The following is a 24,524-nucleotide window of genomic DNA, read 5'->3' on the forward strand; positions in this document are numbered from 1 at the left end:
CTGATATGCTTACACGCTCTCAAAATTTACCTTTCTTAAAATAAAATTTAGTAATTTACGACGCTATGGATATTCTCTCCATTCCTTTACCGCTTATTTACGGATACATAAAAAAGAAATGAAATTTATAAACAAACCTTTATTTTTATAAGATAAAAGGTGGAGAGAGCGCACATTGAATACACCTGCGTGGCATCACGTATTTTACGCATTGCACTGGAGACTCGAACATACGCTCAAACCAACCTTTATAAAATTAGTGCAATAAACAACAATCTAATAAAAAAGAATCTAGAAATAAAACACCCTTCTTTACATCTTAAGGCGTTAATAATATGGAATAAATCATCTTTTCCCAATTAAAAAAGAGATAGAAAAACACTTCCTAGATTTCTCTATCATGACACCCCTGCTCATGAATAGATTATATTTTTCGTCTAAATCTCCTTCATTCAATGTAGAAACCAATATGCTTTGTTTTGGAGGATCCCAAAAAATAAAGGAGCTACATCATTCTAAATAGCTCCCTAACACAATTACCATTAAAATATTAACTCACAATTATGATGTTCCCAGACGTCAAATATATTTCCATCAATATCTTCAAAGGTAAAAAAGTTTCCGTTTTCCCCTTCGTAGCTAATTTTACTTACCTGTACGTTTTTGGAGGATAACTTTTCATGTAATTTTTTTATATCATCTGTAAAAAACGTAATCACCCATTTTTTCTTATTATCAATAGTAAAGAACGCCCTTGATTCATCTGAGCTATGTAATAAATGTAAGATTGGACGATTCTCCTTAAATAAACTTACGGAGTTTTCTGTCTGATGTCTAATATTAAAATGAAAATGTTCCTTAAACCAATTTGCAGATTTCATAATATCCTGTACTGGTATAACATTATATGCAATTCCTTGAATATTTCCGTTCGACATGTTTTTCTCCTTCCTATTTTTACTAAATGATTTATTCTTTATAAGGAAGGTTAAATCCTTCTACTTCTACAAACATATCAATTGTAAAAGATTGCATATTTGTATCGGTGAAATAGTAATTAATAGAGTTTACTTAATTGAGTTAAGAACTACCTAAATTCGAAAAATAGTTTGTGTAATTATTTTAAATATATTTGCAAGCTAACCTTGCTGCCTGCATAAGACCAAACAGTATTTTCTATTTTAAGATTCGTGTTAAATCTCTCGATATAAACCTGTTTTGAATTCAACAATGCTTTTAATTGAGCAGAATTAAGTGTCATTTCCACTGTTTGTTCAGTTTTTTGATAAACAAATACTACAGTAATTGTTTCACCTTGATTACTTGCCACATTCATCATCTTCCCTCCTTTTTTTAGGTGTTCGTATTTACTACGGTAAACCTTAGGTAAAGTTTCGTATCTTATGATAGTGAAATGACTAAACATAAAAGAAACGTAATCGTCGACAATGGTGTCATAACAAGTCTTTCCTTCTTACTTTGAGACATTAAATTTGCTATTGAATTTACGCCAAGAAAAATAGTTATTGCCCAAACGAGTATGTTTGTTGGTAAAAACGTATAAGCAATTATCACCTTGGAATCAACGAGAAAAACAAAAGCCATCAATAAAAGAATGATTGCATTTACCGCACTTATCATACGTAATTTTTTTGGTAATACCTTAAAATATCCCCCCATTGCAAATTCACCAAGTGGGTATCCTAATGAAAGTAACACTTGAAAAACTGCTATGGATAAAAATATTATTGCAACGATAATTGTTATGATAAAAATAACATCAACTCCCATACATATCCACCTCCTTACAGTGATAATTAAAATGCTCTTAAAACACGAACCTAATAATTGAAAATGAATAAAGTTCCACCGTTTATTCTAATAATTTTTACGATGCTATGATTAAGATCAAATATAAGGATTGAAAAAAAAGATGAAATCTAGTAAACTCTATATTGTCCTTTTCAGAAACAAATTTGTTAATACCTGTATAACCTCAAGAATAAGGCTTGAGGGTCTCTACCAGGAACCATAAAATCCTGACTACAGAAAATGAATTGATCATTTTTTGTAATCAGGATTTTTTTATTTATTTTAAATATTTTTTAGAAAGGAAGAAATATAAACGATGAATGTAAAAGTTTTTATCCTTGCATTGTCAACTGTCGCTGTTGGACTTGTTGAATTAATTGTAGGCGGGATTCTGCCAACGATTGCAGTTGATTTTCAAATCTCATTAAGCACTGCTGGCCAGCTCATTACTGTTTTCGCACTAATTTATGCTGTTGCAGGCCCTGTGCTCCTTGTCATAACTAACAAAATAGAGCGAAAAAAACTCTATCTTGCTTCCTTGTTTGTTTTCTTTATCGGGAATATGATGACATATTTTAGTACAAGTTTTACCGTTATGATGCTGGCAAGAGTTTTAACTGCAATGAGTACAGCTTTGATCGTTGTGTTATCGTTAACGATCGCTGCTAAAATTGTTGCTCCAACACATCGTGCTAAAGCTTTAGGGCTTATTTATATGGGCATTAGTTCGTCACTTGTAATGGGTGTACCGCTCGGGATCTTGATCTCCAATTCATTTGGTTGGCGTGTCATTTTCCTAGGAATTGCGATTTTATCCATTGGTTCCTTTTTACTTATTTCAATCTTTTTGGAGCAAATTCCTGGGGAAAAGACGATTCCACTTTCACAACAATTACGGGCTGTCGGTAGTGCAAAGTTAGGTAGCGCTCACCTAGCAACAATGTTTATGCTAGCAGGCCATTACACGCTTTATGCCTATTTCACTCCATTTTTACAATCGGAACTCCATTTAAATTCCAATTGGATTAGTATTTGCTATTTAATATTTGGGATTGCAGCAGTTAGTGGCGGCGCCTTTGGGGGAATATTATCAGATTCGATTGGAGCACGTAAAAGCATTATCGTAGTAATTAGTGCATTTGCTATTGTGCTATTTATATTGCCATTTACGACATTTTCATTGGTCATCTTCATACCGGTGATGATGGTCTGGGCTGCTTTGAGCTGGAGTTTAGCACCACCTCAACAAAGCTACTTAATTCAAACAGATCCTGCTACTTCTGACATACAGCAAAGCTTTAACAACTCTGCATTACAAATCGGTATTTCCCTTGGTTCAGCATTCGGTGGTATCGTGTTAAACCAAACAGGTACTGTATCTAAAACAGCCTTTGTTGGTGCGGGAATTGTCATTATTTCATTGCTATGTGCTGCCTTTTCTTTAACAAGAAGAACAAGGACAAGAGAAACGTTTGCTGTAACGTCTTCACCTAAGTCAAATACTCATAATCTATCATGATATCGTTATTGTTTCATGCGGTAAGGGAACCCTTACGAAAAAGTGTACCAGATGGGTTCCCAAAATGAACCGCTTCTTTAGCTTATTGTCGCAGCATTCGAAAAGTATGCTTAACCTGTATAAACACCCTCACATGTTCCAGGCTGTGGTTCATAATAACAATGATTTTTAAATTGACCAGCAAATGGTTGATCGTACCAAGTTGGAGGGCATGGAGCATAGGGATTAAAATACCATAGAGCGTATTTACCAGGGTGTTGTCGCCAAAACTCTAAGTTTTGTCTTGCTAGTCTTCTTTCAGATTCTCTCGCTCTTTGATAAAAAACATTTCCTTTTTGCACAGCTTCGAAAGAATAATTCCCTCCCTGTACTTGATAAATAACTTGTGGAATTGTTCTTAAATTTCTAAAGTCTAAACAATTGGCTGTAAGACGATTAACAATGACATTACCGACATACAGCATACCTTGTTTCCCTTCACCTTCAGCCTCTGCCCTCATCATCCTTGCCATTAAGTCAACGTCTGAACTTCGGTAACTTGCTCTCGCCATTTTTTCACCTCCAAAATATAGTATGAAAAAAAGCCTATTTTCATGTTATTGTTCATAAAATAAGAAACTTAGTTTTAGATTGAAGTATATAGATATATGGAACTCCTTTACAGCTTATGCTGCATGTTAAGGAAAAAATTTATAAATTACAATTTTAAAATTGCATGTCTCTGCTCAACAATAAATAGTTAATTGATATTTATGTAGTGTCGATTACCCATACTCCTACTCGTCAATCAATTTCTGCATTCGATTATTTTACAAATATTTAACAAAAAATAAAATTGACCTCCCCAGATTACTTCTGTTAAAATGAATCTCAATAAAAGCATACAAATTCGTTGATGAGAAAGAGTAGCGTTTCGTCTTGATCCACAGAGAGCTGACATTTGGTGCAAGTCAGTGTTCAAGTGTTACGTGAAAATCCTCTCTGAGAAGCTAGGCTGAATTTTTAAGTAAGTCTAGCCGGGAGTCTACCGTTAAAAGGAACACGTATGATTGTACGTTGCTAAGTGCTATTGGTTCGGATCAATAGAATTAGGGTGGTATCGCGGTTAACCCCGTCCCTTTCTTGGGACGGGGTTTTTTGTATGTTTTTATATTTCATTTTGAATAGGAGCGATATCAGTGAATGCTAATGAGGGCAAAGAAACAGTTGTACAGCGTGAGAAGCGTATCCGTAATTATTGGACTGAAGAGAACATCTTTCAGAAATCAGTTGAAATAAAGCAAGGGAAACCACCTTTTGTTTTTTATGAAGGACCTCCAACTGCAAATGGTCTTCCCCATGTTGGCCATGCATTTGGACGTACAATTAAAGATGTTGTAGCACGTTACAAGACGATGAAAGGCTTTCAAGTTGAGAGAAAGGCAGGCTGGGATACACATGGCCTTCCTGTCGAACTTGGTATTGAAAAACAACTTGGAATTTCAGGGAAGCAAGAGATTGAGCGTTATGGTGTCGAGCGTTTTATTGAAAAATGTAAAGAAAGTGTTTTTACCTACGAGAAAAAATGGCGATCATTTACAGAGGAACTAGGTTATTGGGTAGACATGGATAATCCATATTTAACTTTAAGTAACAATTATATTGAAAGTGTATGGAACATTCTAAGTAAAGTTCACAAATTTGGTCTTTTGTATAATGGTCATCGCGTTTCACCATATTGCCCTAGTTGCCAAACAACCTTAAGTTCACACGAAGTAGCACAAGGTTATAGAGATGTAAAAGATTTATCAGTTACCGTAAAATTTAAGCGAATAGATGCTGAAGAAGAATATTTCTTAGGCTGGACAACAACACCATGGACTTTACCCGCAAATGTTGCCCTTACTGTTAATCCAAATTTAACGTATGTCAGAGTACAAAAAGAGAATCAGATCTATATTGTAGCGAAATCTTTAGTAGAAAAGGTTCTTGGGGAACATGTACTTGTTTTAAGCGAACATAGTGGTCACGAATTTGAAGGAACACGATATGAATCACCATTTAACTATGTGAATGTTAAAAATGGACATTATGTCGTATTAGCAGATTATGTAACAGATGATAGCGGAACAGGAATTGTTCACATTGCACCCGCTTATGGGGAAGAAGATTATAAGGTTGTTCAGCAAAATGGTTTATCGTTTATCAATTTAGTGGATCAACAAGGCAGATACACCGTTGAAGTAAAAGAACTTACTGGACGATTTGTGAAAGATTGTGATGTAGATATTATTAAAATGCTTTCTGAACGAGGCATTCTATTTCATAAAGAAAAATATGAACATAGCTACCCGCATTGCTGGAGATGTGACTCCCCTTTGCTTTACTATGCAACTGAAAGTTGGTTTATTAAGATGTCATCTTTAAAAGATAACATCCTAGAAAACAATGGAACTGTAAATTGGTATCCGGAGCATATTAAAGATGGACGCTTTGGTAATTTCTTAAAAAACCTTATTGATTGGAATATAAGTAGAAACCGTTATTGGGGTACGCCTCTAAATGTTTGGATATGCTCTAATTGTAATCATGAATTAGTTCCTAACAGTATAAAGGAACTTCAAAAATTTACGACTTCACCAATACCAAATGATTTGGAGTTGCATAAGCCATATATTGATGAGGTACAGTGTACTTGTCCGAAATGTAAAGCTGTCATGAATCGAACTCCTGAAGTGATTGATGTTTGGTTTGATAGTGGCTCGATGCCATTTGCTCAATACCACTATCCATTTGAGAATGAAGAAAAATTCATATCGCAATTTCCAGGAGATGTCGTCATTGAAGGAATTGATCAGACGAGGGGATTTTTCTATAGCCTACTCGCAGTTTCTACTCTATTTAAAGGAAAAGCACCATATAAGAATGTCCTTTCTCTAGGGCATATACTCGATGAAAATGGCCAAAAAATGTCTAAAAGTAAAGGAAATACTTTAAACCCTGTTGAACTTATAGAAAAATTTGGTGCAGATTCTCTTCGCTGGGCATTTTTAGTCGATAGTTCACCTTGGAATCCGAAACGCTTTTCAATAAAAATTGTACAAGAGGCAAAATCAAAATTAATAGATACGTTAGATAATACGTGTAAATTTTATTTAATGTACGCAAAAATTGATGGATTTGTATATGATAGTCAACAATCAGGTAAAAAAACAATCTTAGACGAATGGATACTTTCCCGCTTGCATAGTACGGTTAAGCTCGTTAATGATTACATGGATAATTATCAGTTTACTCAAGCAACACGGGAAATTGCAGCATTAGTCGAACAATTAAGCAATTGGTATGTACGACGATCAAGAAATCGTTTTTGGGCTACTGGACTTTCTGAAGATAAACGATCGGCATACTCTACATTATTTGAAACACTATCAACAATTAGTCGATTGTTAGCCCCTTTTGTACCTTATGTTGCAGAGGATATCTATTTAAAATTAACTCAAAGTAGTGTCCATTTACAAAACTACCCGAATGCTAATCTTTCTATGATTAAACCACAATTAGAAACAGATATGAAAACGATCCTAAAAATAGTTGAATATGGTCGGAGTATTCGAAATGCAAAAAATTTGAAGGTTAAACAACCTTTAAAACAAATGGTAGTATGGACAAATAAAGAATATCCTGTTTTAAATGAATATTCTACGATCATTAAAGACGAACTAAATGTTAAAGATGTTATTTATACAAATGATTTATCAACTTACTTAACACCTAGCATCAAACTAAATTTTAAAACTGCAGGTGCAGCCTTTGGTAAAATGGTTAATGCTGTAAAGGACTATGTAAATAATATGTCTAATACTGAAATAACGTCCTTATTAGAAAAAGGTCAACAGCAAATTAACGTTAAAGGACAATTGATACTGATTAAAAAGGACCATATAACTGTTGAATATCAAGTTTCATCTAATTTTGAGATAGCTGGGGATGAGCACTTAAAGGTGTTAGTAGATTTAACACTAACTCCCCAACTTGTTGAAGAAGGTCAAGTTAGAGAATTAATTAGATCTATTCAAGATACTCGTAAAATTTTGGATTTACCTATAGAAAAATATATTGGAATTAATGTTTCTGCAACTGAATGCAGCATTAAAACGATAAAACGTTTTGAAGAGCTTATTAAAGAAAATGTTCTAGTTCACCAAATAAGCTATGAAGCGCTCGATAGTGCCGAAAATCAAATTGAAGTAAATTTTGGAGAAGAAATCGTAAGAATCACTTTAATATACTAGCTATCCTTTAAAAGAGCACTACTAAAAGTATTATTTTGCAAACTGTCAGTAGTGCTCTTACAAAATTATATAGAGGAAATCTTAGAGAAAACTCCTCTTTGCTAATTATTTTTATAATTACTTTTAAAGCAAAGCAAGCAGTTAATTAATCCGTACGAACGCTATAATTAACAACCCTTTCTCCTTCATCAAAGTCGATCACGAGCCATTCACTATCAATTGAAATAAGACCTCTTTCATTCCCAAGATAATAGACAATATTTGTTTTAGTCTTAAAATATCCTGTATCTGTTGGTGATCCTAATAGCTCAATTACCTCACTTTTTGTTTTTCCTTTTAAATCATAGGTTGATAATAAATTATCAACCATATACACTCGTTCAGAAAGACTAGTTAACCATCTATTCGTATTAAAGGATGACTTATATTCATTAATTCCTAACATTACCATACAAACAATTGTTGGGATACTCCCAATCATTGCAATGTGTTTTAGTTTGTTCTTTGTTTTTCTCTCACTACTTACGTTGAGATATTTGCTTTTCGATAAAACTAGTACAAATAAAAGCAAAATAATAAACGGAACTAGAATCGCGAGAATACTTATTATATTAAAAGAGGAATGTGCTAAACTGATAAGCAAAATAAACCCGATATATATAAACACGTAAAGAACTCCATAAAATCTAAACAAAACTTCTATAAGAGATTGGTTCTTCATAAGTAAATACCTCCACAGAAATCTAGCAATTTATAACGATTAATCACACTTAAAAGTTTAACATGATTATCCAATAAATTCCTATTGCAATTTAAACTAGTATCATGAATGTCAAATAAATGAGCTTAAATTGTCACATCAGCTTGGTAAAAAATCTGTATAAATGAAAGTAAGGATACCTCAAAGTATTATTTTAGGCTACCCTTTTGAAAGTTCTTTCTACTATTCAAGGCTACTAAATAAATCGTTTAGGTGAGAATGTAATTTATTCTTGAAGCCTCTATTAATATCAAATTGATATTCGCTTGTAAGAGCATGAATTAAATCCTCGACTATTCGTAGTGCATTTGAATATGCATTATAAAGTTCTCCTGCATCTAGCTTTGCAGTTGTTGAAGCATATTTACGATAAGCTTTATCTGATAAATCTGCCTCTAAGTTTTTTGTCGCGTTTAGCCATCGATCTGTAGTTTTTTCTTGAATTCTGAGCAGCTGTAGTACATACTTCTGGACATATGAGAGGCATTCAAGTGAACGCGCATGTTCTCCCCTTTTCAGTACATTCACTCCCATAATCCATGCATTAACAAAATTATTAAAGGCAAAATTGACATGATCGTTTGTCATTCTTTCTGGTCCTTCACCTTTCAGTTCATCTAATAATGGCTTTAGTTTACCAGTGATATCATAAATAAACATCGATTTTGTATCTGGAAAAACACCTGTTACTTTAAATGTTTTTATAATATCCATTTCAGATTCCGGAAGAAAGTGGAATTCACCTCTAATTAAATTGGAGAATACAACAACCTCTGAACCAAATTCGTTAAAGAATAGTAAATCATACGATGCAATATCGTTCATCCATTCAGATGATTTAAAGTTATGAATTTCATTCTCTTTTAGAAAAAGATAAAACTCAACATCCGAATATTGGTCTCCCTCACCTTTCGTAAACGAACCATACATCATGCATGCAGAAACAATTCGATCGTTTTCACATTTCTTTTTAATGGATTCAATTAACTTTTCCTGAAATAACATGTTAACAAACAACCTCCAAAAATTTAATGTATAAAGATGTTTGTGTTTTTACTATGGGACAACATGAGCAGCACCTATTCATTGCTCCTTTCGTTTATATGGAGCATACATTACCGAATATAACCATTTACAACAATCTAAAGGATCGGTATAAAATAGGTTTATACTTCTAATTACCCCATTAAATGTTAGCAGTCAAATACCATTCCCAACACTGAGAATAACTTTCGTATGAATGTCGGCAATTTGGAAAAAATAATGTAAACTAACATAAATAATAGGGGCAAAAGATGTTTTTTAGAAAAAATCCAAATACATATAAATCACCAATTGCAGCTTTATTATGGTCGATTACACTTCCAGGATTCGGACATTTATATAACCGTGACTATATCATCGGTATTTTGCTAATTGTTTGGGAAATTACAATAAATAATATGACAAATTTAAACTTCTCTTTATTTTTAGCAATTAATTTTGAGCTTGAGGAATCTTATGAAGTACAAAACTTGCAGTGGGGTTTGTTTTATCCATCAGCTTATGCCTTTTCAATGTGGCATTCATACAACAGAGCAAAAGAAATTAATCATGCATTAAAAATAAAAGGAATAAAAAAGCCAAAAAAGACTGTTGAAAAGCTTGGATTTTTCTTTGGGTTAGCTGTAGGTATGACGATTGGTGTTGCATTAAACTTTTTTAACAGTCTAATTTATAGTGGGATTTTTTTAGGGATTCTATTTGGTTTTTTCGGTCATATTATAGAAAAAATAGTACAAAAAGTGTACAAAAACAATGAAGATGATTAGAAAATTTAAATTAACAACGCTGTGTTCTCCTATTGACTGAATATTATTAGGTTTGCCTTTTCAAATAACATTTTTCTGTTACTAACCTTCCATCCATTCTTCAGCTACTTTAATATCCATTGACAAATTTAAGTTCGAATATTTCTTATCTAAATTTTTTAGGCACTCAATATACTTCTGGCTATTTACTTTAGCTGAAATGTCCTCAAAAATTTCACTTAGCCAATAAATTTCTTCCTCTGAACAATTATTAAGATAATGAATTGTATCTTCAACGTTTCTGCTGAGTAATTCAGTTAATCTTTCCCAATATTCGTACACTTTTGGATCGTTCATATGTAATATTGAACGATCTATTATAAGTGATTTTACTAGACTTGTGTCGAGCATGTTGTTACCTCTCCTCATGATTCATGTCTTCCTTCAAAAAATAATGGCGTTTCCACTTTATGTAGATACGCCATATTATTAAGCTAACAATAAACATCTTAAAACGATTTTGCTAAATATAATTGATACATCTCTGTCTCCTGATCAATTGATTTTGCGATTTGAAATGCTCCTTCAAGACTCTTTTTGTTATTGATTACTTCATACATTAATCTTGTAATAAACATCAATGCGGCATTACCATCAATATAATCATTTGGGCCAATATAAGATTTACAGCCGCTATTAAGAAATGCATCCGCAAGATTTTTATGACCTAAAGTACATCCATTGCCAATGATATGAATATTTTTTAATTTTGTATATTTTTTGACCTGTTGATAATCAAAATACTTATCCTTTGGTTCATTTGTCTCATAAATATCATCAGCTAATTCTGTCATCCAAAAACGTCCTTCATCACCGTGAAAATCGAATATTAAGTAGTCACATTGCTTATCTAAATACTCACCTGATAGAACATCAATAAAATCGTTAGGTCGACCAACCCAATGTACAGAAACTTTTGCTCCAAAACATTCAAGTATTGAACGAAGTGCAAGCGCAGACATATCACAATTCTCTCCAACGACTAAAGTAATAAATAGCTCTGGTCTGCTCATTATCTCTTCTCCTATTTTTATAATGATAGTTTCGTATATTACATGAAAGTGCACTAATCTTTAAAGAAATATAAAGAAGTCGGCTCTACTATTTAGCTAAATCCCAAAAAACTTTAAATTTTCAATTATCATTGACTTATATTTACTCGGTTCATATAGTGAATTATTGATTTTCACCTTTTTTATTTTAAGTCTATCAAATATTTCGCTTTCAATATCACGTCTTGCTTCTAACACTTTTATCGCTCCATCGAAACCTTTGTAGCCATTCATTTTTCCATATCCTTGAGTTGTATAATAGTCAATAAACCCATCAGACCACTCTTTTGAGCGTTCTTTAACAGCCTTTTTGAATGAAAATTCCAAATCATCCTGATCGATATAAATCAAGATTGGATTTAAATTTTCGATGATTTCCGTTAATGCGAGCACATAATTTGCAACGTTCTCTTTTTTCTCACCATATTTAATCATTCCGATTGTTACTGGATTTTGTATAAAGCAGCATTCAAAAATATACGTGAGATTTTGATTTTCTGCCTTTTCTGCAAACTTTCTCCATTTTTCAGTGATTAATTGCTTATTTACTTCAAATGGTAATTCATAAATATCATTTTTTATAATCATATTAAATAATTTGTCAGGGAAATTTGCGCCATATTCATTTTTTATTTTTTTATACGATAATAAGTAATTGCTACCCATTATCGTAACTTTTTCTAGAAAGACTTCTTTAAAATGACCACTATTCACTAACAAACTTTCGAATTCTTTAATCGTAAAACAAGCTACCCCATCATAATCAGCAGGGTGATTTAAATTTCCTTCTAGAATTAACTCAGAAAGGATATTTTTTTCAATTAGAATATCATTGAGGATACATGCAGTCGTAGATTTCCCAAACCCAGGAAGCCCTTCTACTATTATCAATTTAGTATTCAAAATATCGGCCCCTATCTATACAACTTTTAAAAAACAAAGAGCTGTATCAAGAATAGCGAACTAACTATCTCTACATTCTAGCTACTAATCTACTTTATCCGCGTATAAATCCGCCTTCTGAATGAATAATTTGTCCAGTTATCCATTTAGCCTCATCACTTGCTAGAAAAGCGATAATTCGCGCCGCATCGTCTGGTTCACCAATGCGTCCCATCGGAAATTTTGGCAAAAGAAATGTTCTTATTTCATCAGTCATCCAAGTCGAATCAGTTGGTCCTGGATTTACTGCATTTACAGTAATGCCGAATGGTGCAAGTTCTTGTGCCAACGATCTAGTAAAAGCTGAAATTGCTCCTTTAGTTGCAGAATAAGCTAACTCTCCTGGCATTGGGCCTAAATCTTGTCCTGATGTTATATTGATTATTCTTCCTGATAGTAAATTGGATTTTTCAAATCGACGGGCAAATTCAACAGATAGAAGAAACGTTGCTCTCATATTAACAGCATAATGTTGATCAAGTGTTTTAGCATCTAACTGTAAATAACCATCACTTGTAGAATGTGCTGCATTATTGACTAAAATAGACGGCTCGCCTAATTTGTCAGAAACACGATTCAGGATTGTACATGCGGCATTTGCATCAGATAAATCTATTTTGATTTCTCCACACAGCACATTCATATTTTCGATCTCTTGGCGGAAATTAATTATCCAATCATGATTAGAATTCCAATGTGTAAAGAAAATATTTGTACCATAAGAAGCTAATTTACGGCAAATAGCCGTTCCGATCTCTTTTTCACCGCTTACACCTGTAACGATTGCAATTTTACCTTGTAAATAATTCATTGATATACCCCCCAATTAATAGGGATACTTGATGTGGTTCAAGAGATGTATATATTATAAAAAAAATTGAGCACTCCCGAAAAGGACTGCCCAGTTTTTGGATATTATAACTCCACACCATGCATCCCTGTAATGATTTTAATTTAAATAAATAGACAGACTACCCCTTTATTAGGTATACGTAATCTATTTATTTTTATTAATTGTTCATTACAGGACTTTCCACATGTAGAATCTTAATTCCCCTTTCAATACATCTCTAGTTTTATCATACTTTTATAATTGGTAAAATACAACAAATTCATTGAAAAAATTTCAACAAAAAGCATCAACGTTTGTTAAGTACAAATTGCCCACTGAAACAAAAAATATTGACTATGTGTCTGCCCAAATATGTATTCATATAGATGCCCTTTTTTAACTCGTATTGCCCTAAGTTGATTTACTCCGCTAATTATTCTTTCAGCAGCATTCACTTTATATAAAATACGTTTAAAACTGCTAACAAAATCATCATTAATTAATTCAATAAAAACATGTTCGTATGGGTCATCTCTCGGAAAATACTCATTGATCCAGATATTTTCTAAAGCGGTAAGCCATTCTTCATCAGTAGGGTCGGGCTCTTCACTCGTATCCCATTCCTCTTGGATAAATAATTCTTTTTTAAAGATTGCAGAAAATGCTTCTTGCATCGAATCAAATTGATTTCTTTCAGCAAGTATTATTTGTATTCGCTCGCGATTCTCCCAATGCTCATATACATTAAAGGATAAATTTGCTAATTTAGCATTTGCAATTTGTCTGGCAAAAGCATCATGATTTTCTAATAATTCATGAATTTCATTTTTCACCAATATCCTCAACCCTTCTTCAGCTATTGAATCGATAACAAAAAATAAATGCGTTCCCGCATACTGTAGGAACGCAAGATAAACAAAAGATCGCAATTGGTCTGAATAACAACTAGCAAAATTATATTTTCTCTAAATATTTCCCTTGCTTACTTGTTTTTTCCCGACTAATAGATCAAAGTCGATAGTAATTTGAGCAGAATCCTTTATAAAAGATTTTAATCGTTCTTCTGTTGTCCCCCAAGTTAACGGCGTCATTTGAACTAACGACTGTATAGATGATTTATTTAGTCTTGCTATATAGCTTAATCTTGAGATATCTACTAATTGAAAACTTTCGGTAAACCTATCCACTATCTCTTTATTAGAATAGCTCGTTTTTTCTGGTTTTAGAGAAAGATGCTCCCTTAACTCTTTTAAGTACCCACTTTGAGGAACAACTTTAATCACTAAGCCGTCCTCATGCATCAATCTATTAAATTCTGCATAGTTTGAAGGTGATAAGATATTCAGAATAAAATCAAACTGTTCCTGCTTAAAAGGTGTGTTTGCTAGGTCTGCAACAGCCCAAATATGCTCTGGATAGTTCTTTGCAGCTAATAAGATTCCTTCTTTAGAAAGATCGAGCCCAACTCCAACTACTTTATGATAATGGACAGAGTTGACAATATTGCAAATAGTATCAAGATGTGAACCTTCACCACACCCCATATCAAGAATTGAGCTTGTTTTTTTTGTTTTACCAATATGTTTATTTATGATATTTGCTATCGTTTGGCTCAAAGGCTTAAAAAAATCACTTTCGTTAAAAAGCCTTCTTCGTGCCTCAAAAAGTTCCTTGCTGTATTTGCTTTTGACATATTTAGTCGTTAAATTAATATATCCTTGCTTAGCAAAATCAAACGTATGAAAATTTAAGCAAATTAAGCTTTTTAAATCGATTACCTTCATAGATGAATGACAAATAGGACAAGCAAAAATCGATTCATATTTCCTTACAAAACTTGCACTCATTATTCTTTTATTTTCTTGTAACAAAGAAGTCACCTCATTCATTCGTTTTTTAATAAATGAAAAAGGCATAGACAAATAAACCCTCTTATATTTTTTTAAAAAAATAAGTGGATTTGAAGCATTATGTCTATACCGATTTTTATCTATAACGAATGAATTGAATAATCATCAGGATAACTCCTTTTTAAAGCAATAGGGATTACACCCAAAATAATGGTAACAAGACTGTTTCTAATTTGCAAATAAATGTTCACAGCACTTTTTGCCTATTTTCTACATAATACTAAAAACAATGAAACAAAACTAAATTTTTATACGTCATCATGATCATAATAGTAGAATTTGGTAAGCTTGGAGGTTATGACAATTTGCACACGAGAGGATTGGATTGAACTATTTTTGGAAGCAAAGGAATTAGGTTTATCTGTTGAAGAGGTAAAAGACTTTTTAGACAGTTTGAAAGGTGAAAATTGACATTTCGGAGGGATTTTGATTTGAGTATATAAAAGATTGTCGCTTGTTTTTTGATTTAAAATCTGTTTTTGTAATCGAAAATACCTTTATATTGCAATCATTGTTTTCATAGTAATGAATAAAAGACACTTCCTGTTAAAAAATAAAGTGTCTTTTTTAGCGTGTATTTCTAAATAATACGAATAAAAAAAGCGATGTATCAACTGAATAAAGATTGATACATCGCTTTTCTATATTATATGTTTTTCCATTCATTTAATAGATTACGGAAATAGTCTTCTGTATTAGCCCCTTCTGTTCGATCAACCTCCTTACCATCTTTAAAGTGAACAAGTGTTGGAGTAGCTTCAATTCCATAACGATTCCAACCATCGTCAAATTCTAATAAGTTGAATTGTTCAATTTCAACATCTACATCTTCAGCTACAGGCATAAGGATAGGTGTTGTTGCTTTACAATGAACACATGTTGGGCTAAAGAAGTAAACAAATGTATCCTCTTTATTTTCTAATTTTGTTTCTAGTTCTTCTGGAAGTATAATATTCTGATAATTAGGGTCGTCTAATTGTTCAATCGTTGCAGGATTTAACTCACTTTTCCCGTATACATTCCCTTCTGCAGCCTGTTTATTTTGATAGATTGTCATAAAAGTTAATGATCCGAAAAGAACAAGGATCAAAGCGCCAAAAATTAATATCTTTTTCATTTTATTGACCTTCCTTTTTTTAAAAACGAGTAAGTTTTTTACGAAAGTTTATCTTTTTAATATAAGTAAAGAAAGCACTGTTTCATCTTGTTGGTGGGTCATCCAGCTTTTCCTTAGATAAAATTTTTATAGTTTTTCCTCAACTGTTTTAAATGACCGTTTAGGTAGCTTGGAATCAATACTTAAGATCGTATTTCCTTTGAAGAAAAGATAAATTGCAACTGCCATTAATACGATATCAAGCTCATATCCACCTAGAAAACCATTTCCGATTTTAACCATCAAAATCGCACCAAGCATAATAACCGCAAATAAAGCAGAAATAATCCTTGTTCCGAGACCGATAATCACGGCAATGCCCCCAACAACTTCAATGCCACCTACTATATATGCCATAAATCCTGGCAAGCCTAAAGACGAGAAAAATCCAGCCGTATTCTCAATTCCCCCTTGAAACTTGTCAAAGCCATGCATAAAGAAAGTAAAACCTAACACAAGCCTTAAAATCACTGCTCCAATTTCTCCAGTTTTGTTCATCTTGTAATTCCTCCTAATGATTTTTACACTACATATAGTAGTGTTAATTTATAAAAAATTTTAGGCAAGAGTAATAAACATCATGCCTATGAATAAAAGCAGTACATAAATAGAAATAAAAATTGAAATAGGTTTTATTTTTACAGGAATGTCTCTGTTTGGACTCACCAATTGCTGCAACCTATAGTTAATCGATTCTCCTGAGAACTGAACGGCTAAAGGAACCGGTTTATTAGCAAGATGGTGTCGAATAAGCTTTAGGAGTGCACTGCTTAATCCTATTTGAGAACCCATATGCTTAATCGCATATTCATCTGCAAGAATTTCACAAATGATTTTGTAATTTTGATAGCACCACTTCGTAAGCGGAATAAACCATAACGACTGAGCGATGATTTGAAGTATAAAGATCATTAACGGGTCTCGATTATTTTGATGAAATCTTTCATGCTCAATAACTGCCTTTAATTCATCTTCCTCTAGTAAATCAATTAAAGTTGTTGATAAAACAATTGATGGATGTCTTATACCCATTGTAAAAGCAAGTGATTGTTCATTCTTCACAATAAATAGTTGATTTTTGAGCCTATATTTTTCACTGTAAATTCTCGTTAATTCGCTGTCTTTTATCATCAATAATCGCTTTTTTAATTTAAAAAACAAAATAAACTGCTCAACTATTTTGAATACTGTCAATACTAATGTAAAAGCAATTATCGCATTAATGATCGAAATTGCGATAACATAATAAATTGAATTCTCACGAAATAAACTTAAACAAAATTTGAAAATGTTTAACTTTATATGTACTCCAAAAATCAAATGTGTCAAAAACATTCCCATTTGTATCCATACACATGTTGCTAATAGTAGACTGAGAGTTAAAAGGTATACTGATTTCTTTTTCCACCACATCATGTTTTATCCTTTTTTAACTGCTTTAATTTTTGCTCTAATTGGTCCATCAATTTTTCATCAACATCTGTTAATGAATCTAGCATATGTGTTATGACGACTCCACCAAATTCATCTAGTAAATTTTCTGTAAGCTTTTTTGATTGTGCTTCAAAAAATTCATCTCTCGACTGGATTGGCTTAAAGAAAGAAGTTCTCCCTTTTGTTCGTCTTTGTAAAACACCTTTATCTACTAATCTTTTCATTACAGTCATGACAGTATTAAAGTTTACTTTCTTTTCAGCTTCAAGTCGTTGTTGAACCTCTTTAATACTCAATTCCTCCCCTTCCCAGAGAAGCTCGAGTATTTTTGCTTCTAGAGGACCAAAAAATCTTGAGAGACCTTCCCCAGAATAATTGAACTTCTTTATATCCAATCAAATCACCTTCCACTACGTATTGTAGTGTATAATTTTATATAGTTCAAGCATTTCCTGAATCTTTAATGAAATTGTCATATTAATTTAACTTGATTACTATATTAAGAGAAATTTATGAAGCTATTAGTCTAAAACTATCGATTTATACAAAACATTAAACTATATAAATTGTTAATATTCATAATAGTATATTTTATCATTTAAAGAAATTATTAAAAAATAAACTATTAGGAAAGAGAATTTTAGAAAAGACTTCTCATTTTTATCATTAAAGCGTAAATACTTTACCCCATTAGATTAATAATTCTCTTCATTGAAAGATTTTTATTATGTCAATGTTTATAATATCACAATTATTTTTAATTAAAGAAATAGATTAACAAAATAATCTTTTATTTAACCTAGTGTTATGTTCACACACGATACAATTTGTTAATCCTTATAAAACACAATAAGGAGTTGGCAAAACAACTCCTTGTTATTAGATGCCATTATTTTTTTAAATGATATGGTACTGTTGTGACAACGACGTCTCTCCGATACAGTAAGAAAGCACGAATAAGGAGACTCGATTGATTGTGCAGGATATTCTGCCATCCTTTTTTAGGGATAAATTGTGGAATGACAACTGTTACCTGATAATTCCCTTCCCTTGCTTTATGCTCTACTGTATTAACAAATTTGCTAAGTGGATTGATAATACTTCTATATGGAGAGTGCAGTGTCACAAGCCTTATATCTGGTTGCCATTTCTTCCATTTTTCTTCAAATCTTTTCTCGTCCTCTCTATCAAATGAAACATAAACAGCAATAATTTGATTTGGTGAAAGAGATTTAGCGTAATTCAAGGAATTCTCAACAACATGAGTAATACCAGCAACAGGCAATATCATAACATTACCTTCGATCGGTAAAGTTGGTTCACAAGTTGTAAGTCGAAGCTGTTCACCGACTGCTTCATAATGCTTTCTAATTCTATGAAACAAAAGAACTATAATCGGTAAAAATATTAAAATTGACCATACTTGTGAGAATTTTGTTAAGAAAAACATTAAAGTAACAATAAAGCAGATTACTGCACCCATTGTATTGATAATAAATTTAGTAATCCATCCCTCAGGCTTTTCTCTTAGCCATTTAACCATCATTCCCGATTGAGACAGAGTAAATGGCAAAAATACTCCGACTGCATATAGAGGTATTAGATGCTCTGTTTTTGCATGAAATGCGACAATTAAGATGATTGAAGCAATTCCAAGGATGATAATCCCGTTCGAATAACCTAATCGATCCCCTCTAATCAAGAACATTCGTGGTATAAACTTATCTTTTGCTAGATTAACTGCAAGTAAAGGAAAAGCAGAATAACCAGTATTTGCTGCAAGAATTAATATTAACGCTGTAGTTCCTTGAATAAAGAAATACATGATATTCCGTCCGAAAATTTCCTCAGCAATTTGTGAAACAACCGTTACTTCTCCACTTGGAGTGATTCCATACGAATAGGCTAAAAATACGATTCCTGAAAACAGGATAGCAAGTAAAATACCCATAAACATTAACGTTTTAGCAGCATTTTTTGGTGCTGGGTTTTTGAAGTTAGGAATTGCATTCGATATCGCTTCTACACCTGTTAAGGCAGAACTTCCTGAGGCAAAAGCCCTTAATAGTATAAATAAACTAATCCCAGCAACAGGTGTCCCTATTGGAGTGTGTGCTTCTGTTGGAACTCCTCCTATTATAACATTGTATATTCCTACCCCTATTAAAAGAAACAGAGCTAAAACGAATAAGTAAACAGGATAAGCTAATATTGAAGCTGACTCCGTTACTCCTCTTAAATTTAACAACGTAAGTAAAATCACAAATCCAATGGCAATTTCTACATTATAGCCATGTAAAGTAGGAAACGCTGAAGTTATTGCATCTGTCCCGGCAGAAACACTAACCGCAACAGTTAAAATATAGTCTACTAAAAGAGAACCACCAGCAATTAAGCCTGGATTAACGCCTAAATTACTTTTTGAAACAATATATGCCCCTCCTCCATGAGGATAAGCATAAATAATTTGACGATAAGACAAGATGAGCGCCGACAGTAGTATTAAAACTCCTACTGCGATAGGAATTGAATACCAAATGGCAGCAGCCCCTACAGTAACCAATACAATTAATATTTGCTCTGGACCATATGCCACTGATGAAAGAGCATCAGAGGATAGGATTGCTAAAGCTTTCGTTTTATTAAGCTTTTGTTCACCTATTTCATTGCTTTTTAATGGACGTCCAATTAATAATCGTTTTATAGACGAAATCATATAAAAACTCACCCGCCTGCTTATTTTCCTTTAATTTTATCTTTCCCGCTTAAGAAAGATTTTTATGAATAATACATTTACAGAAAACAAAAAAGTGTCTACAAGTCATAGTTAAATAGACCTGTAGACACTTTAATTTTTTTGTGTCACAAGCTCCACCTTCCTTCTCATATAACGCTTACGAGGTTAGCTGTCGGATTCGGGCCATTGAGTAGCCCTACCTATAAAGGATTCACCCCTTGGATAAATTTCTATCCACAATAATGGTTCCCCCGTACCTAATGGTTTCAGCGATTTAGAAATTTGAAACTGTAATTATAATACTCCTGACGTCAGCTTAAGTAAATGGTTTTTTGTAAAGATTTAAAAATAGATAATCGAAAACTTTAGTAATGAATTAATAATCTGTCCAATAAAAGTACACCCTTATATATAGTGTCTTTTCAAAAACTTAAAAATAGGTCAACTTTTATGAAGATGGTGAAACAGACTTCTTTTCGACATGGACAATCTTTTTAGTAGTATTTGAGCGTCTTACATTACTGACGATAATTCCACAAAGTATGAAAATAACACCTATCCATTGCACCACGCCAACATCTTCCTTCAAAACGAGTGCTGACATTGAAACAGCTACTGGAAGCTCTGATGTCGTTAATATTGTTCCAAGTCCTGGTCCAATATGTGGCATCCCAATTGAAAATAATAGAGGTGGGAGTACTACCCCAAAAAAGCCGAGAAGCAATCCATATGGTGCAACACCTAGTAAAACCGGTAAATTAACTAGATAGATTGGTGGAAATACTAGAAAGACAACGATTAACCCTCCAGTGGAAAGAACCGCACTTTTTAAAAGTGGTGGTACATTCGTTCCAACTGATCCGCTCAGAAAAATAAAGGTTGAAAACGTTACTGCAGCTAGCAGCCCCCACATAGTTCCTTGCCATGATAAGGAAATTCCACCATTCGAAATAATACCAGCTGCTAAAATTGAGCCGATTAGCAGAATCATAATCGCAAGCAAATTCACTTTAGAAGGTTTTTTCTTATAGAATATCCACTCAATAAGTGTACCAATCCAAACAAATTGAAATAGTAAAATAATTGCCAATGAAGCATTAAGTGTTTGCAGTGATTGATAATAAAATACTCCTGTTAAGCCAAATGGAATCCCTGATAGCAATAGTTTAATCGTTTGGTTACGTGAAATTTTCTTCCTTTTTGTTAACAGAACGAGTCCCCAGGAAATCAATGATCCAAATAAGTATTGTCCTCCTGTAACCTCTGTCACCGAAAAACCATTTGCATAAGCAAGCTTAACAAATGTAGATAATATTCCATAACAACATCCACCTAAAAAAACAATAAATGCATAATGCCAAGTTTTCAAAATAAATCCTCCTTTTTTGCATTAAAAAAGCCACACAATTGTCATTCGACAGTTGTGTGGCGAAAATAGAGATACCCTCTAGAAAAATCCACGTCCTAAAATTTAGGTTTTATTATTCAATTTCAAAAATATTATAAAATTCATCATTGTTAGTTGTCAACGAAAAATAACATGAGCTCGATTTTCCTAACCCCATTTAGAGAAGAAAAGATATATATGACCCTTTAATAAACCTTTTTGGCAAGTACTTCATACTGGTAAATCTAATTTTATTTGTTTATCCTCTCTAAAATAGACTTAACGAATTCAGTTTTATCTTCGGCGTATTTATGTTTGTTCCCGTTACTGACTAAAGATAATTCATGCTTGAGTTTTGCATATTGATTTCTTGCTGTTTCATTATCTCTCAAATAGTCTCTAAATCTTAGCTGGTCGAGTAGAAATCGATTACCACTTTGATACATATGTATTTGATGGGTCCTTGGTTCTCCTTTGTTAAAGTAATGTCTTTCTGGCAGCACATTTGTCCCTTTATAAAAGTACCCAATTTCAACTAATGGTTTAACGCATTTTTCTCCATCCTGAAAATCCTTAATCTCAATAGCGATATCGATAATCGGCTTGGCGCTTAAATCCCTTATAGCGGTACTTCCGATATGATGAACTTTTACTATATATTGACCAATTCTATGCTCGATTCTATTTTTCTCTAATTGATATTCTTTTTCCCAATCACTTGTCCAAGGAACTATAAATACCTCACCTTTTGGTAATCCAAGCATATTCGAATCACTCCTTAGTGTACATTCCGAACTTATTTAGGCGTCTATAAAATAATACTATGTTTTCTTTGCTGTTATAACTGATATGTTAATAACTAAGAAAGGTCTGGTAATTTAAGAGATAGTTTTCGAAAATAATCATTTATATTGTTTTTATTTATTCCGATTACTTTTTTATTCTTAAACCAATTAATATGGCAATTGATATAAAAATGACGATAGGTATAATTATTTTCAATAAATCTAACCAATGAAAAGGGGCTTCATGGGAATATATAGCTTTTTGCCAACCATTTTCACTTACTTTAACAGCAATAGCCTTTTCAGTAGGTATATTATTTATTTTATAATAAGGAGTACCTTTAGGATAAGCATTTGAAGCATTTCCATAGTATTCTCCTGTCATATCATTTGGGCGTGTTTTTACTTCTCCTATCCACTCGCCAATCTCTTTCTCTCCTATCTTTTCTTGTTTAACCTCATATACGTTTCCATCCCAAACAACAAAAGGAAAAGCCCAATTTAATGCTTGTATAGATGATGTAAATGAAAATATGAAAATGATAAAAAATGATACCGTTTTTTTCATCAGTATCTCCCCTAACATTTATTTTCCACCTTAATAATGCAATCAAATAGTTAATTTAACTTTACATGAAATTTCGTTTTCTTGATTTAGTATTCATAATATTAAAAAGAACAGGTAGCTTATCAATTAGCAATGCTCCTTGTCCTATCCATCAAGATCGGTTCCTCTATTTCGAAACCTTTCTTGATTTGTAGCTGGTCTAGTCTTTTGATGTTCTAGTTTTTCTTAACGAATAATTTTATACCTTAGATTCAATGTACTCTTTTTGTAATCTATCTTTTATGCATATACACTTATTCAAATGAATGAAGTAGTGTCTTGTTGCAGGCATCAATATTAATCCTGCTATAGTTTATTAGTGAGAACAATGTAGCAATGAATGCTGAGAGAGAAATAATTCTATAGCTTGCATATGTTCGGCAGGTTTATTTAGGAGTTCTTTCAATCTTTTATGATTTTCATTCCAAGTCTTACGTTGTTTTAAGTCCATTAACATCAACTCTTTTCAAATTATAATCTTATGTATATTTCGATTTAGCTGATTGTGAAACCTTTTTTCCATCTCAAATAATTTTATAGGGATAAGTTCAAAAATAAAGGAAGATTGCCAAAGTAATCTCCCTTTTTAACGACGCTATTTTTTGATTAAGTATATTTCTGACAAAATCGTTTTTGTTGCTATTCTGTCTTTTGCTCATTCATAACATTGTGAATCATATAATACTCCATAGCTTGATTTAACCAATCCTCTTCTTCCTTAGTGTAAGGGCTTTGAATCGCATTTATTAATTTTTCTATTTCTGTGTCTTCGATATCCTGCATGAAGTTCACAGCTTCTTCCCCAACAAATTCAAATGTTGATTGTAAATGTTTACTTATTAACTCTTGCACCTCTTGGTCGTGGAATGGTCTCCCTTTTAACCTTTTTACTTCTTTTGAAAACCAAATAAATTCTTTATCTGATGCTAATTTTTCCTCTTCAGGCTTGTTAAATAACTGCTCTGCCACTTCCTTCGTTGTATGTTGCTCTACCCATTGTTGTTGTTCATTTTCCGTCTGCATGCTGTTAATTAAACTGATTAAAATCGCACTATCCACTTCACCTTCATCTTTTATCAATTTAATCGTACGATTAATTGTGTTTAATACTGATTCGATTTGTTCTTTTTTCTCTTGAAACGCCAATTTTTGAATCTGTAACGAATCATTTAAGCTTAAATTAAAACTTGATTCCTTTATCATTTTGCAAATTTCATTCAAACTATAGCCTAAATATTTAAAACTCATAATTTTTTGCAACGTAAAAATATCCTTATCGGAATATTGACGGTGGCCAGAATTAGGGTGTTTTTCGGCTTTAAGTAAACCAATTTCATCATAATAATGCAAGGTACGTATTGAAACCCCAGTCTTTTCAGAGAATTCGCCAATTGAATATGTTAGATTATTATCCATCTTGTTTCCTCCCTTTCCATTACCTTTTATGGATAAATTCATCTTACTGCC

25 protein-coding genes, 2 riboswitches and 1 other annotated feature are annotated in these 24,524 nt (G+C 32.6%); of the genes, 4 read left to right on the plus strand and 21 right to left on the minus strand.

Annotation, left to right across the window (positions count from 1 at the left end):
• Window positions 1–542 precede the first annotated feature (542 nt).
• The 3 genes from ACTJJ9_RS00755 to ACTJJ9_RS00765 form a co-directional block, all read right to left on the minus strand.
• A complete protein-coding gene (locus ACTJJ9_RS00755; protein ID WP_145581029.1) occupies window positions 543–938 on the minus strand; it encodes a VOC family protein in 396 nt (131 codons plus the stop codon).
• Window positions 939–1,117: 179 nt separating this feature from the next.
• Window positions 1,118–1,336, minus strand: a complete 219-nt coding sequence (locus ACTJJ9_RS00760; RefSeq protein WP_095300126.1) for a hypothetical protein — start codon at window positions 1,334–1,336, stop codon at window positions 1,118–1,120.
• 65 nt (window positions 1,337–1,401) lie between these two features.
• A complete protein-coding gene (locus ACTJJ9_RS00765; RefSeq protein ID WP_095300127.1) occupies window positions 1,402–1,791 on the minus strand; it encodes a hypothetical protein in 390 nt (129 codons plus the stop codon).
• 175 nt (window positions 1,792–1,966) lie between these two features.
• Window positions 1,967–2,066: riboswitch (purine riboswitch) on the plus strand.
• A gap of 62 nt (window positions 2,067–2,128) precedes the next feature.
• Here ACTJJ9_RS00765 and ACTJJ9_RS00770 point away from each other — a divergent pair.
• Window positions 2,129–3,331 carry an MFS transporter gene (locus ACTJJ9_RS00770; RefSeq protein ID WP_095300128.1) on the plus strand — a complete coding sequence of 401 codons (1,203 nt, stop codon included), beginning with the start codon at window positions 2,129–2,131 and terminating at the stop codon, window positions 3,329–3,331.
• A 110-nt stretch (window positions 3,332–3,441) separates the two neighbouring features.
• Here ACTJJ9_RS00770 and ACTJJ9_RS00775 read toward each other — a convergent pair whose 3' ends face one another.
• Window positions 3,442–3,882, minus strand: coding sequence for a cell wall hydrolase (locus ACTJJ9_RS00775; RefSeq protein WP_095300129.1), 441 nt, complete (start codon window positions 3,880–3,882; stop codon window positions 3,442–3,444).
• Window positions 3,883–4,214: 332 nt separating this feature from the next.
• Window positions 4,215–4,453: a binding site (T-box leader), on the plus strand.
• Window positions 4,454–4,509: 56 nt separating this feature from the next.
• Here ACTJJ9_RS00775 and ileS point away from each other — a divergent pair.
• Window positions 4,510–7,605 carry an isoleucine--tRNA ligase gene (gene ileS, locus ACTJJ9_RS00780; RefSeq protein ID WP_145581030.1) on the plus strand — a complete coding sequence of 1,032 codons (3,096 nt, stop codon included), beginning with the start codon at window positions 4,510–4,512 and terminating at the stop codon, window positions 7,603–7,605.
• Window positions 7,606–7,750: 145 nt separating this feature from the next.
• Here ileS and ACTJJ9_RS00785 read toward each other — a convergent pair whose 3' ends face one another.
• Together ACTJJ9_RS00785 and ACTJJ9_RS00790 are read right to left on the minus strand one after the other, a co-directional pair.
• Window positions 7,751–8,326, minus strand: coding sequence for a hypothetical protein (locus ACTJJ9_RS00785; protein ID WP_145581031.1), 576 nt, complete (start codon window positions 8,324–8,326; stop codon window positions 7,751–7,753).
• Window positions 8,327–8,548: 222 nt separating this feature from the next.
• Entirely contained in the window at window positions 8,549–9,370 is an 822-nt protein-coding gene (locus ACTJJ9_RS00790) for a nucleotidyltransferase (protein WP_145581032.1), read from the minus strand.
• A gap of 290 nt (window positions 9,371–9,660) precedes the next feature.
• On the opposite strand from ACTJJ9_RS00790, the gene ACTJJ9_RS00795 reads away from it, so the two are divergent.
• Complete coding sequence (locus tag ACTJJ9_RS00795) at window positions 9,661–10,176, plus strand: hypothetical protein (protein ID WP_145581033.1); 516 nt, start codon at window positions 9,661–9,663, stop codon at window positions 10,174–10,176.
• An 81-nt stretch (window positions 10,177–10,257) separates the two neighbouring features.
• On the opposite strand, the gene ACTJJ9_RS00800 is transcribed toward ACTJJ9_RS00795, so the two are convergent.
• The 6 genes from ACTJJ9_RS00800 to ACTJJ9_RS00825 all read right to left on the minus strand — a co-directional run bounded on the left by ACTJJ9_RS00800 (window position 10,258) and on the right by ACTJJ9_RS00825 (window position 14,957).
• Complete coding sequence (locus ACTJJ9_RS00800; RefSeq protein ID WP_145581034.1) at window positions 10,258–10,566, minus strand: hypothetical protein; 309 nt, start codon at window positions 10,564–10,566, stop codon at window positions 10,258–10,260.
• A 98-nt stretch (window positions 10,567–10,664) separates the two neighbouring features.
• Window positions 10,665–11,228 (minus strand): delta-aminolevulinic acid dehydratase, encoded by a 564-nt coding sequence (locus ACTJJ9_RS00805; RefSeq protein WP_145581035.1) that lies wholly within the window; start codon window positions 11,226–11,228, stop codon window positions 10,665–10,667.
• A gap of 96 nt (window positions 11,229–11,324) precedes the next feature.
• Window positions 11,325–12,170, minus strand: a complete 846-nt coding sequence (locus tag ACTJJ9_RS00810; protein ID WP_145581036.1) for a hypothetical protein — start codon at window positions 12,168–12,170, stop codon at window positions 11,325–11,327.
• A gap of 94 nt (window positions 12,171–12,264) precedes the next feature.
• Window positions 12,265–13,020 carry an SDR family oxidoreductase gene (locus tag ACTJJ9_RS00815; RefSeq protein ID WP_145581037.1) on the minus strand — a complete coding sequence of 252 codons (756 nt, stop codon included), beginning with the start codon at window positions 13,018–13,020 and terminating at the stop codon, window positions 12,265–12,267.
• A 338-nt stretch (window positions 13,021–13,358) separates the two neighbouring features.
• The gene (locus ACTJJ9_RS00820) at window positions 13,359–13,874 is read right to left on the minus strand and encodes a hypothetical protein (RefSeq protein WP_249921972.1); all 516 of its coding nucleotides are present in this window, start codon (window positions 13,872–13,874) and stop codon (window positions 13,359–13,361) included.
• Between the two features lie 132 nt (window positions 13,875–14,006).
• Window positions 14,007–14,957: a putative RNA methyltransferase gene (locus tag ACTJJ9_RS00825; protein ID WP_255451817.1), complete on the minus strand. Its 951-nt coding sequence runs from the start codon at window positions 14,955–14,957 to the stop codon at window positions 14,007–14,009.
• A gap of 291 nt (window positions 14,958–15,248) precedes the next feature.
• On the opposite strand from ACTJJ9_RS00825, the gene sinI reads away from it, so the two are divergent.
• Window positions 15,249–15,362, plus strand: coding sequence for a DNA-binding anti-repressor SinI (gene sinI / locus ACTJJ9_RS00830; RefSeq protein WP_095300138.1), 114 nt, complete (start codon window positions 15,249–15,251; stop codon window positions 15,360–15,362).
• Window positions 15,363–15,597: 235 nt separating this feature from the next.
• On the opposite strand, the gene ACTJJ9_RS00835 is transcribed toward sinI, so the two are convergent.
• From ACTJJ9_RS00835 to ACTJJ9_RS00875, 9 genes are all read right to left on the minus strand, one after another.
• The gene (locus tag ACTJJ9_RS00835; protein ID WP_145581038.1) at window positions 15,598–16,068 is read right to left on the minus strand and encodes a thioredoxin family protein; all 471 of its coding nucleotides are present in this window, start codon (window positions 16,066–16,068) and stop codon (window positions 15,598–15,600) included.
• A gap of 126 nt (window positions 16,069–16,194) precedes the next feature.
• Window positions 16,195–16,605: a DoxX family protein gene (locus ACTJJ9_RS00840; RefSeq protein ID WP_145581039.1), complete on the minus strand. Its 411-nt coding sequence runs from the start codon at window positions 16,603–16,605 to the stop codon at window positions 16,195–16,197.
• 60 nt (window positions 16,606–16,665) lie between these two features.
• Entirely contained in the window at window positions 16,666–17,523 is an 858-nt protein-coding gene (locus tag ACTJJ9_RS00845; protein ID WP_145581040.1) for a M56 family metallopeptidase, read from the minus strand.
• Window positions 17,520–17,936, minus strand: a complete 417-nt coding sequence (locus ACTJJ9_RS00850; RefSeq protein WP_145581041.1) for a BlaI/MecI/CopY family transcriptional regulator — start codon at window positions 17,934–17,936, stop codon at window positions 17,520–17,522. Before ACTJJ9_RS00850 ends, ACTJJ9_RS00845 begins: the two co-directional genes overlap by 4 nt.
• A 494-nt stretch (window positions 17,937–18,430) precedes the next feature.
• Window positions 18,431–20,257, minus strand: coding sequence for an APC family permease (locus ACTJJ9_RS00855; RefSeq protein ID WP_440768351.1), 1,827 nt, complete (start codon window positions 20,255–20,257; stop codon window positions 18,431–18,433).
• Window positions 20,258–20,416: 159 nt separating this feature from the next.
• A riboswitch (cyclic di-AMP (ydaO/yuaA leader) is annotated at window positions 20,417–20,560 on the minus strand.
• Window positions 20,561–20,726: 166 nt separating this feature from the next.
• Window positions 20,727–21,647: a DMT family transporter gene (locus ACTJJ9_RS00860; protein ID WP_145585251.1), complete on the minus strand. Its 921-nt coding sequence runs from the start codon at window positions 21,645–21,647 to the stop codon at window positions 20,727–20,729.
• 269 nt (window positions 21,648–21,916) lie between these two features.
• Window positions 21,917–22,429: a GrpB family protein gene (locus tag ACTJJ9_RS00865; RefSeq protein WP_145585249.1), complete on the minus strand. Its 513-nt coding sequence runs from the start codon at window positions 22,427–22,429 to the stop codon at window positions 21,917–21,919.
• Window positions 22,430–22,595: 166 nt separating this feature from the next.
• Entirely contained in the window at window positions 22,596–23,018 is a 423-nt protein-coding gene (locus ACTJJ9_RS00870) for a hypothetical protein (protein ID WP_145585247.1), read from the minus strand.
• A 678-nt stretch (window positions 23,019–23,696) separates the two neighbouring features.
• Window positions 23,697–24,473, minus strand: coding sequence for a MerR family transcriptional regulator (locus tag ACTJJ9_RS00875; RefSeq protein ID WP_145585245.1), 777 nt, complete (start codon window positions 24,471–24,473; stop codon window positions 23,697–23,699).
• Between the last annotated feature and the right edge of the window lie 51 nt (window positions 24,474–24,524).

Source organism: Metabacillus sp. 22489 (assembly GCF_052044855.1).
Taxonomy (GTDB): domain Bacteria; phylum Bacillota; class Bacilli; order Bacillales; family Bacillaceae; genus Metabacillus; species Metabacillus niabensis.

Bases quoted from the DNA above. Each gene is read 5' to 3' on its own strand.
- ACTJJ9_RS00755 (WP_145581029.1), bottom strand. From the start codon at position 938: ATGTCGAACGGAAATATTCAAGGAATTGCATATAATGTTATACCAGTA.
- ACTJJ9_RS00760 (WP_095300126.1), bottom strand. From the start codon at position 1,336: ATGAATGTGGCAAGTAATCAAGGTGAAACAATTACTGTAGTATTTGTT.
- ACTJJ9_RS00765 (WP_095300127.1), bottom strand. From the start codon at position 1,791: ATGGGAGTTGATGTTATTTTTATCATAACAATTATCGTTGCAATAATA.
- ACTJJ9_RS00770 (WP_095300128.1), top strand. From the start codon at position 2,129: ATGAATGTAAAAGTTTTTATCCTTGCATTGTCAACTGTCGCTGTTGGA.
- ACTJJ9_RS00775 (WP_095300129.1), bottom strand. From the start codon at position 3,882: ATGGCGAGAGCAAGTTACCGAAGTTCAGACGTTGACTTAATGGCAAGG.
- ACTJJ9_RS00785 (WP_145581031.1), bottom strand. From the start codon at position 8,326: ATGAAGAACCAATCTCTTATAGAAGTTTTGTTTAGATTTTATGGAGTT.
- ACTJJ9_RS00790 (WP_145581032.1), bottom strand. From the start codon at position 9,370: ATGTTATTTCAGGAAAAGTTAATTGAATCCATTAAAAAGAAATGTGAA.
- ACTJJ9_RS00795 (WP_145581033.1), top strand. From the start codon at position 9,661: ATGTTTTTTAGAAAAAATCCAAATACATATAAATCACCAATTGCAGCT.
- ACTJJ9_RS00800 (WP_145581034.1), bottom strand. From the start codon at position 10,566: ATGCTCGACACAAGTCTAGTAAAATCACTTATAATAGATCGTTCAATA.
- ACTJJ9_RS00805 (WP_145581035.1), bottom strand. From the start codon at position 11,228: ATGAGCAGACCAGAGCTATTTATTACTTTAGTCGTTGGAGAGAATTGT.
- ACTJJ9_RS00815 (WP_145581037.1), bottom strand. From the start codon at position 13,020: ATGAATTATTTACAAGGTAAAATTGCAATCGTTACAGGTGTAAGCGGT.
- ACTJJ9_RS00825 (WP_255451817.1), bottom strand. From the start codon at position 14,957: ATGCCTTTTTCATTTATTAAAAAACGAATGAATGAGGTGACTTCTTTG.
- sinI (WP_095300138.1), top strand. From the start codon at position 15,249: ATGACAATTTGCACACGAGAGGATTGGATTGAACTATTTTTGGAAGCA.
- ACTJJ9_RS00835 (WP_145581038.1), bottom strand. From the start codon at position 16,068: ATGAAAAAGATATTAATTTTTGGCGCTTTGATCCTTGTTCTTTTCGGA.
- ACTJJ9_RS00840 (WP_145581039.1), bottom strand. From the start codon at position 16,605: ATGAACAAAACTGGAGAAATTGGAGCAGTGATTTTAAGGCTTGTGTTA.
- ACTJJ9_RS00845 (WP_145581040.1), bottom strand. From the start codon at position 17,523: ATGATGTGGTGGAAAAAGAAATCAGTATACCTTTTAACTCTCAGTCTA.
- ACTJJ9_RS00855 (WP_440768351.1), bottom strand. From the start codon at position 20,257: ATGATTTCGTCTATAAAACGATTATTAATTGGACGTCCATTAAAAAGC.
- ACTJJ9_RS00865 (WP_145585249.1), bottom strand. From the start codon at position 22,429: ATGCTTGGATTACCAAAAGGTGAGGTATTTATAGTTCCTTGGACAAGT.
- ACTJJ9_RS00870 (WP_145585247.1), bottom strand. From the start codon at position 23,018: ATGAAAAAAACGGTATCATTTTTTATCATTTTCATATTTTCATTTACA.
- ACTJJ9_RS00875 (WP_145585245.1), bottom strand. From the start codon at position 24,473: ATGGATAATAATCTAACATATTCAATTGGCGAATTCTCTGAAAAGACT.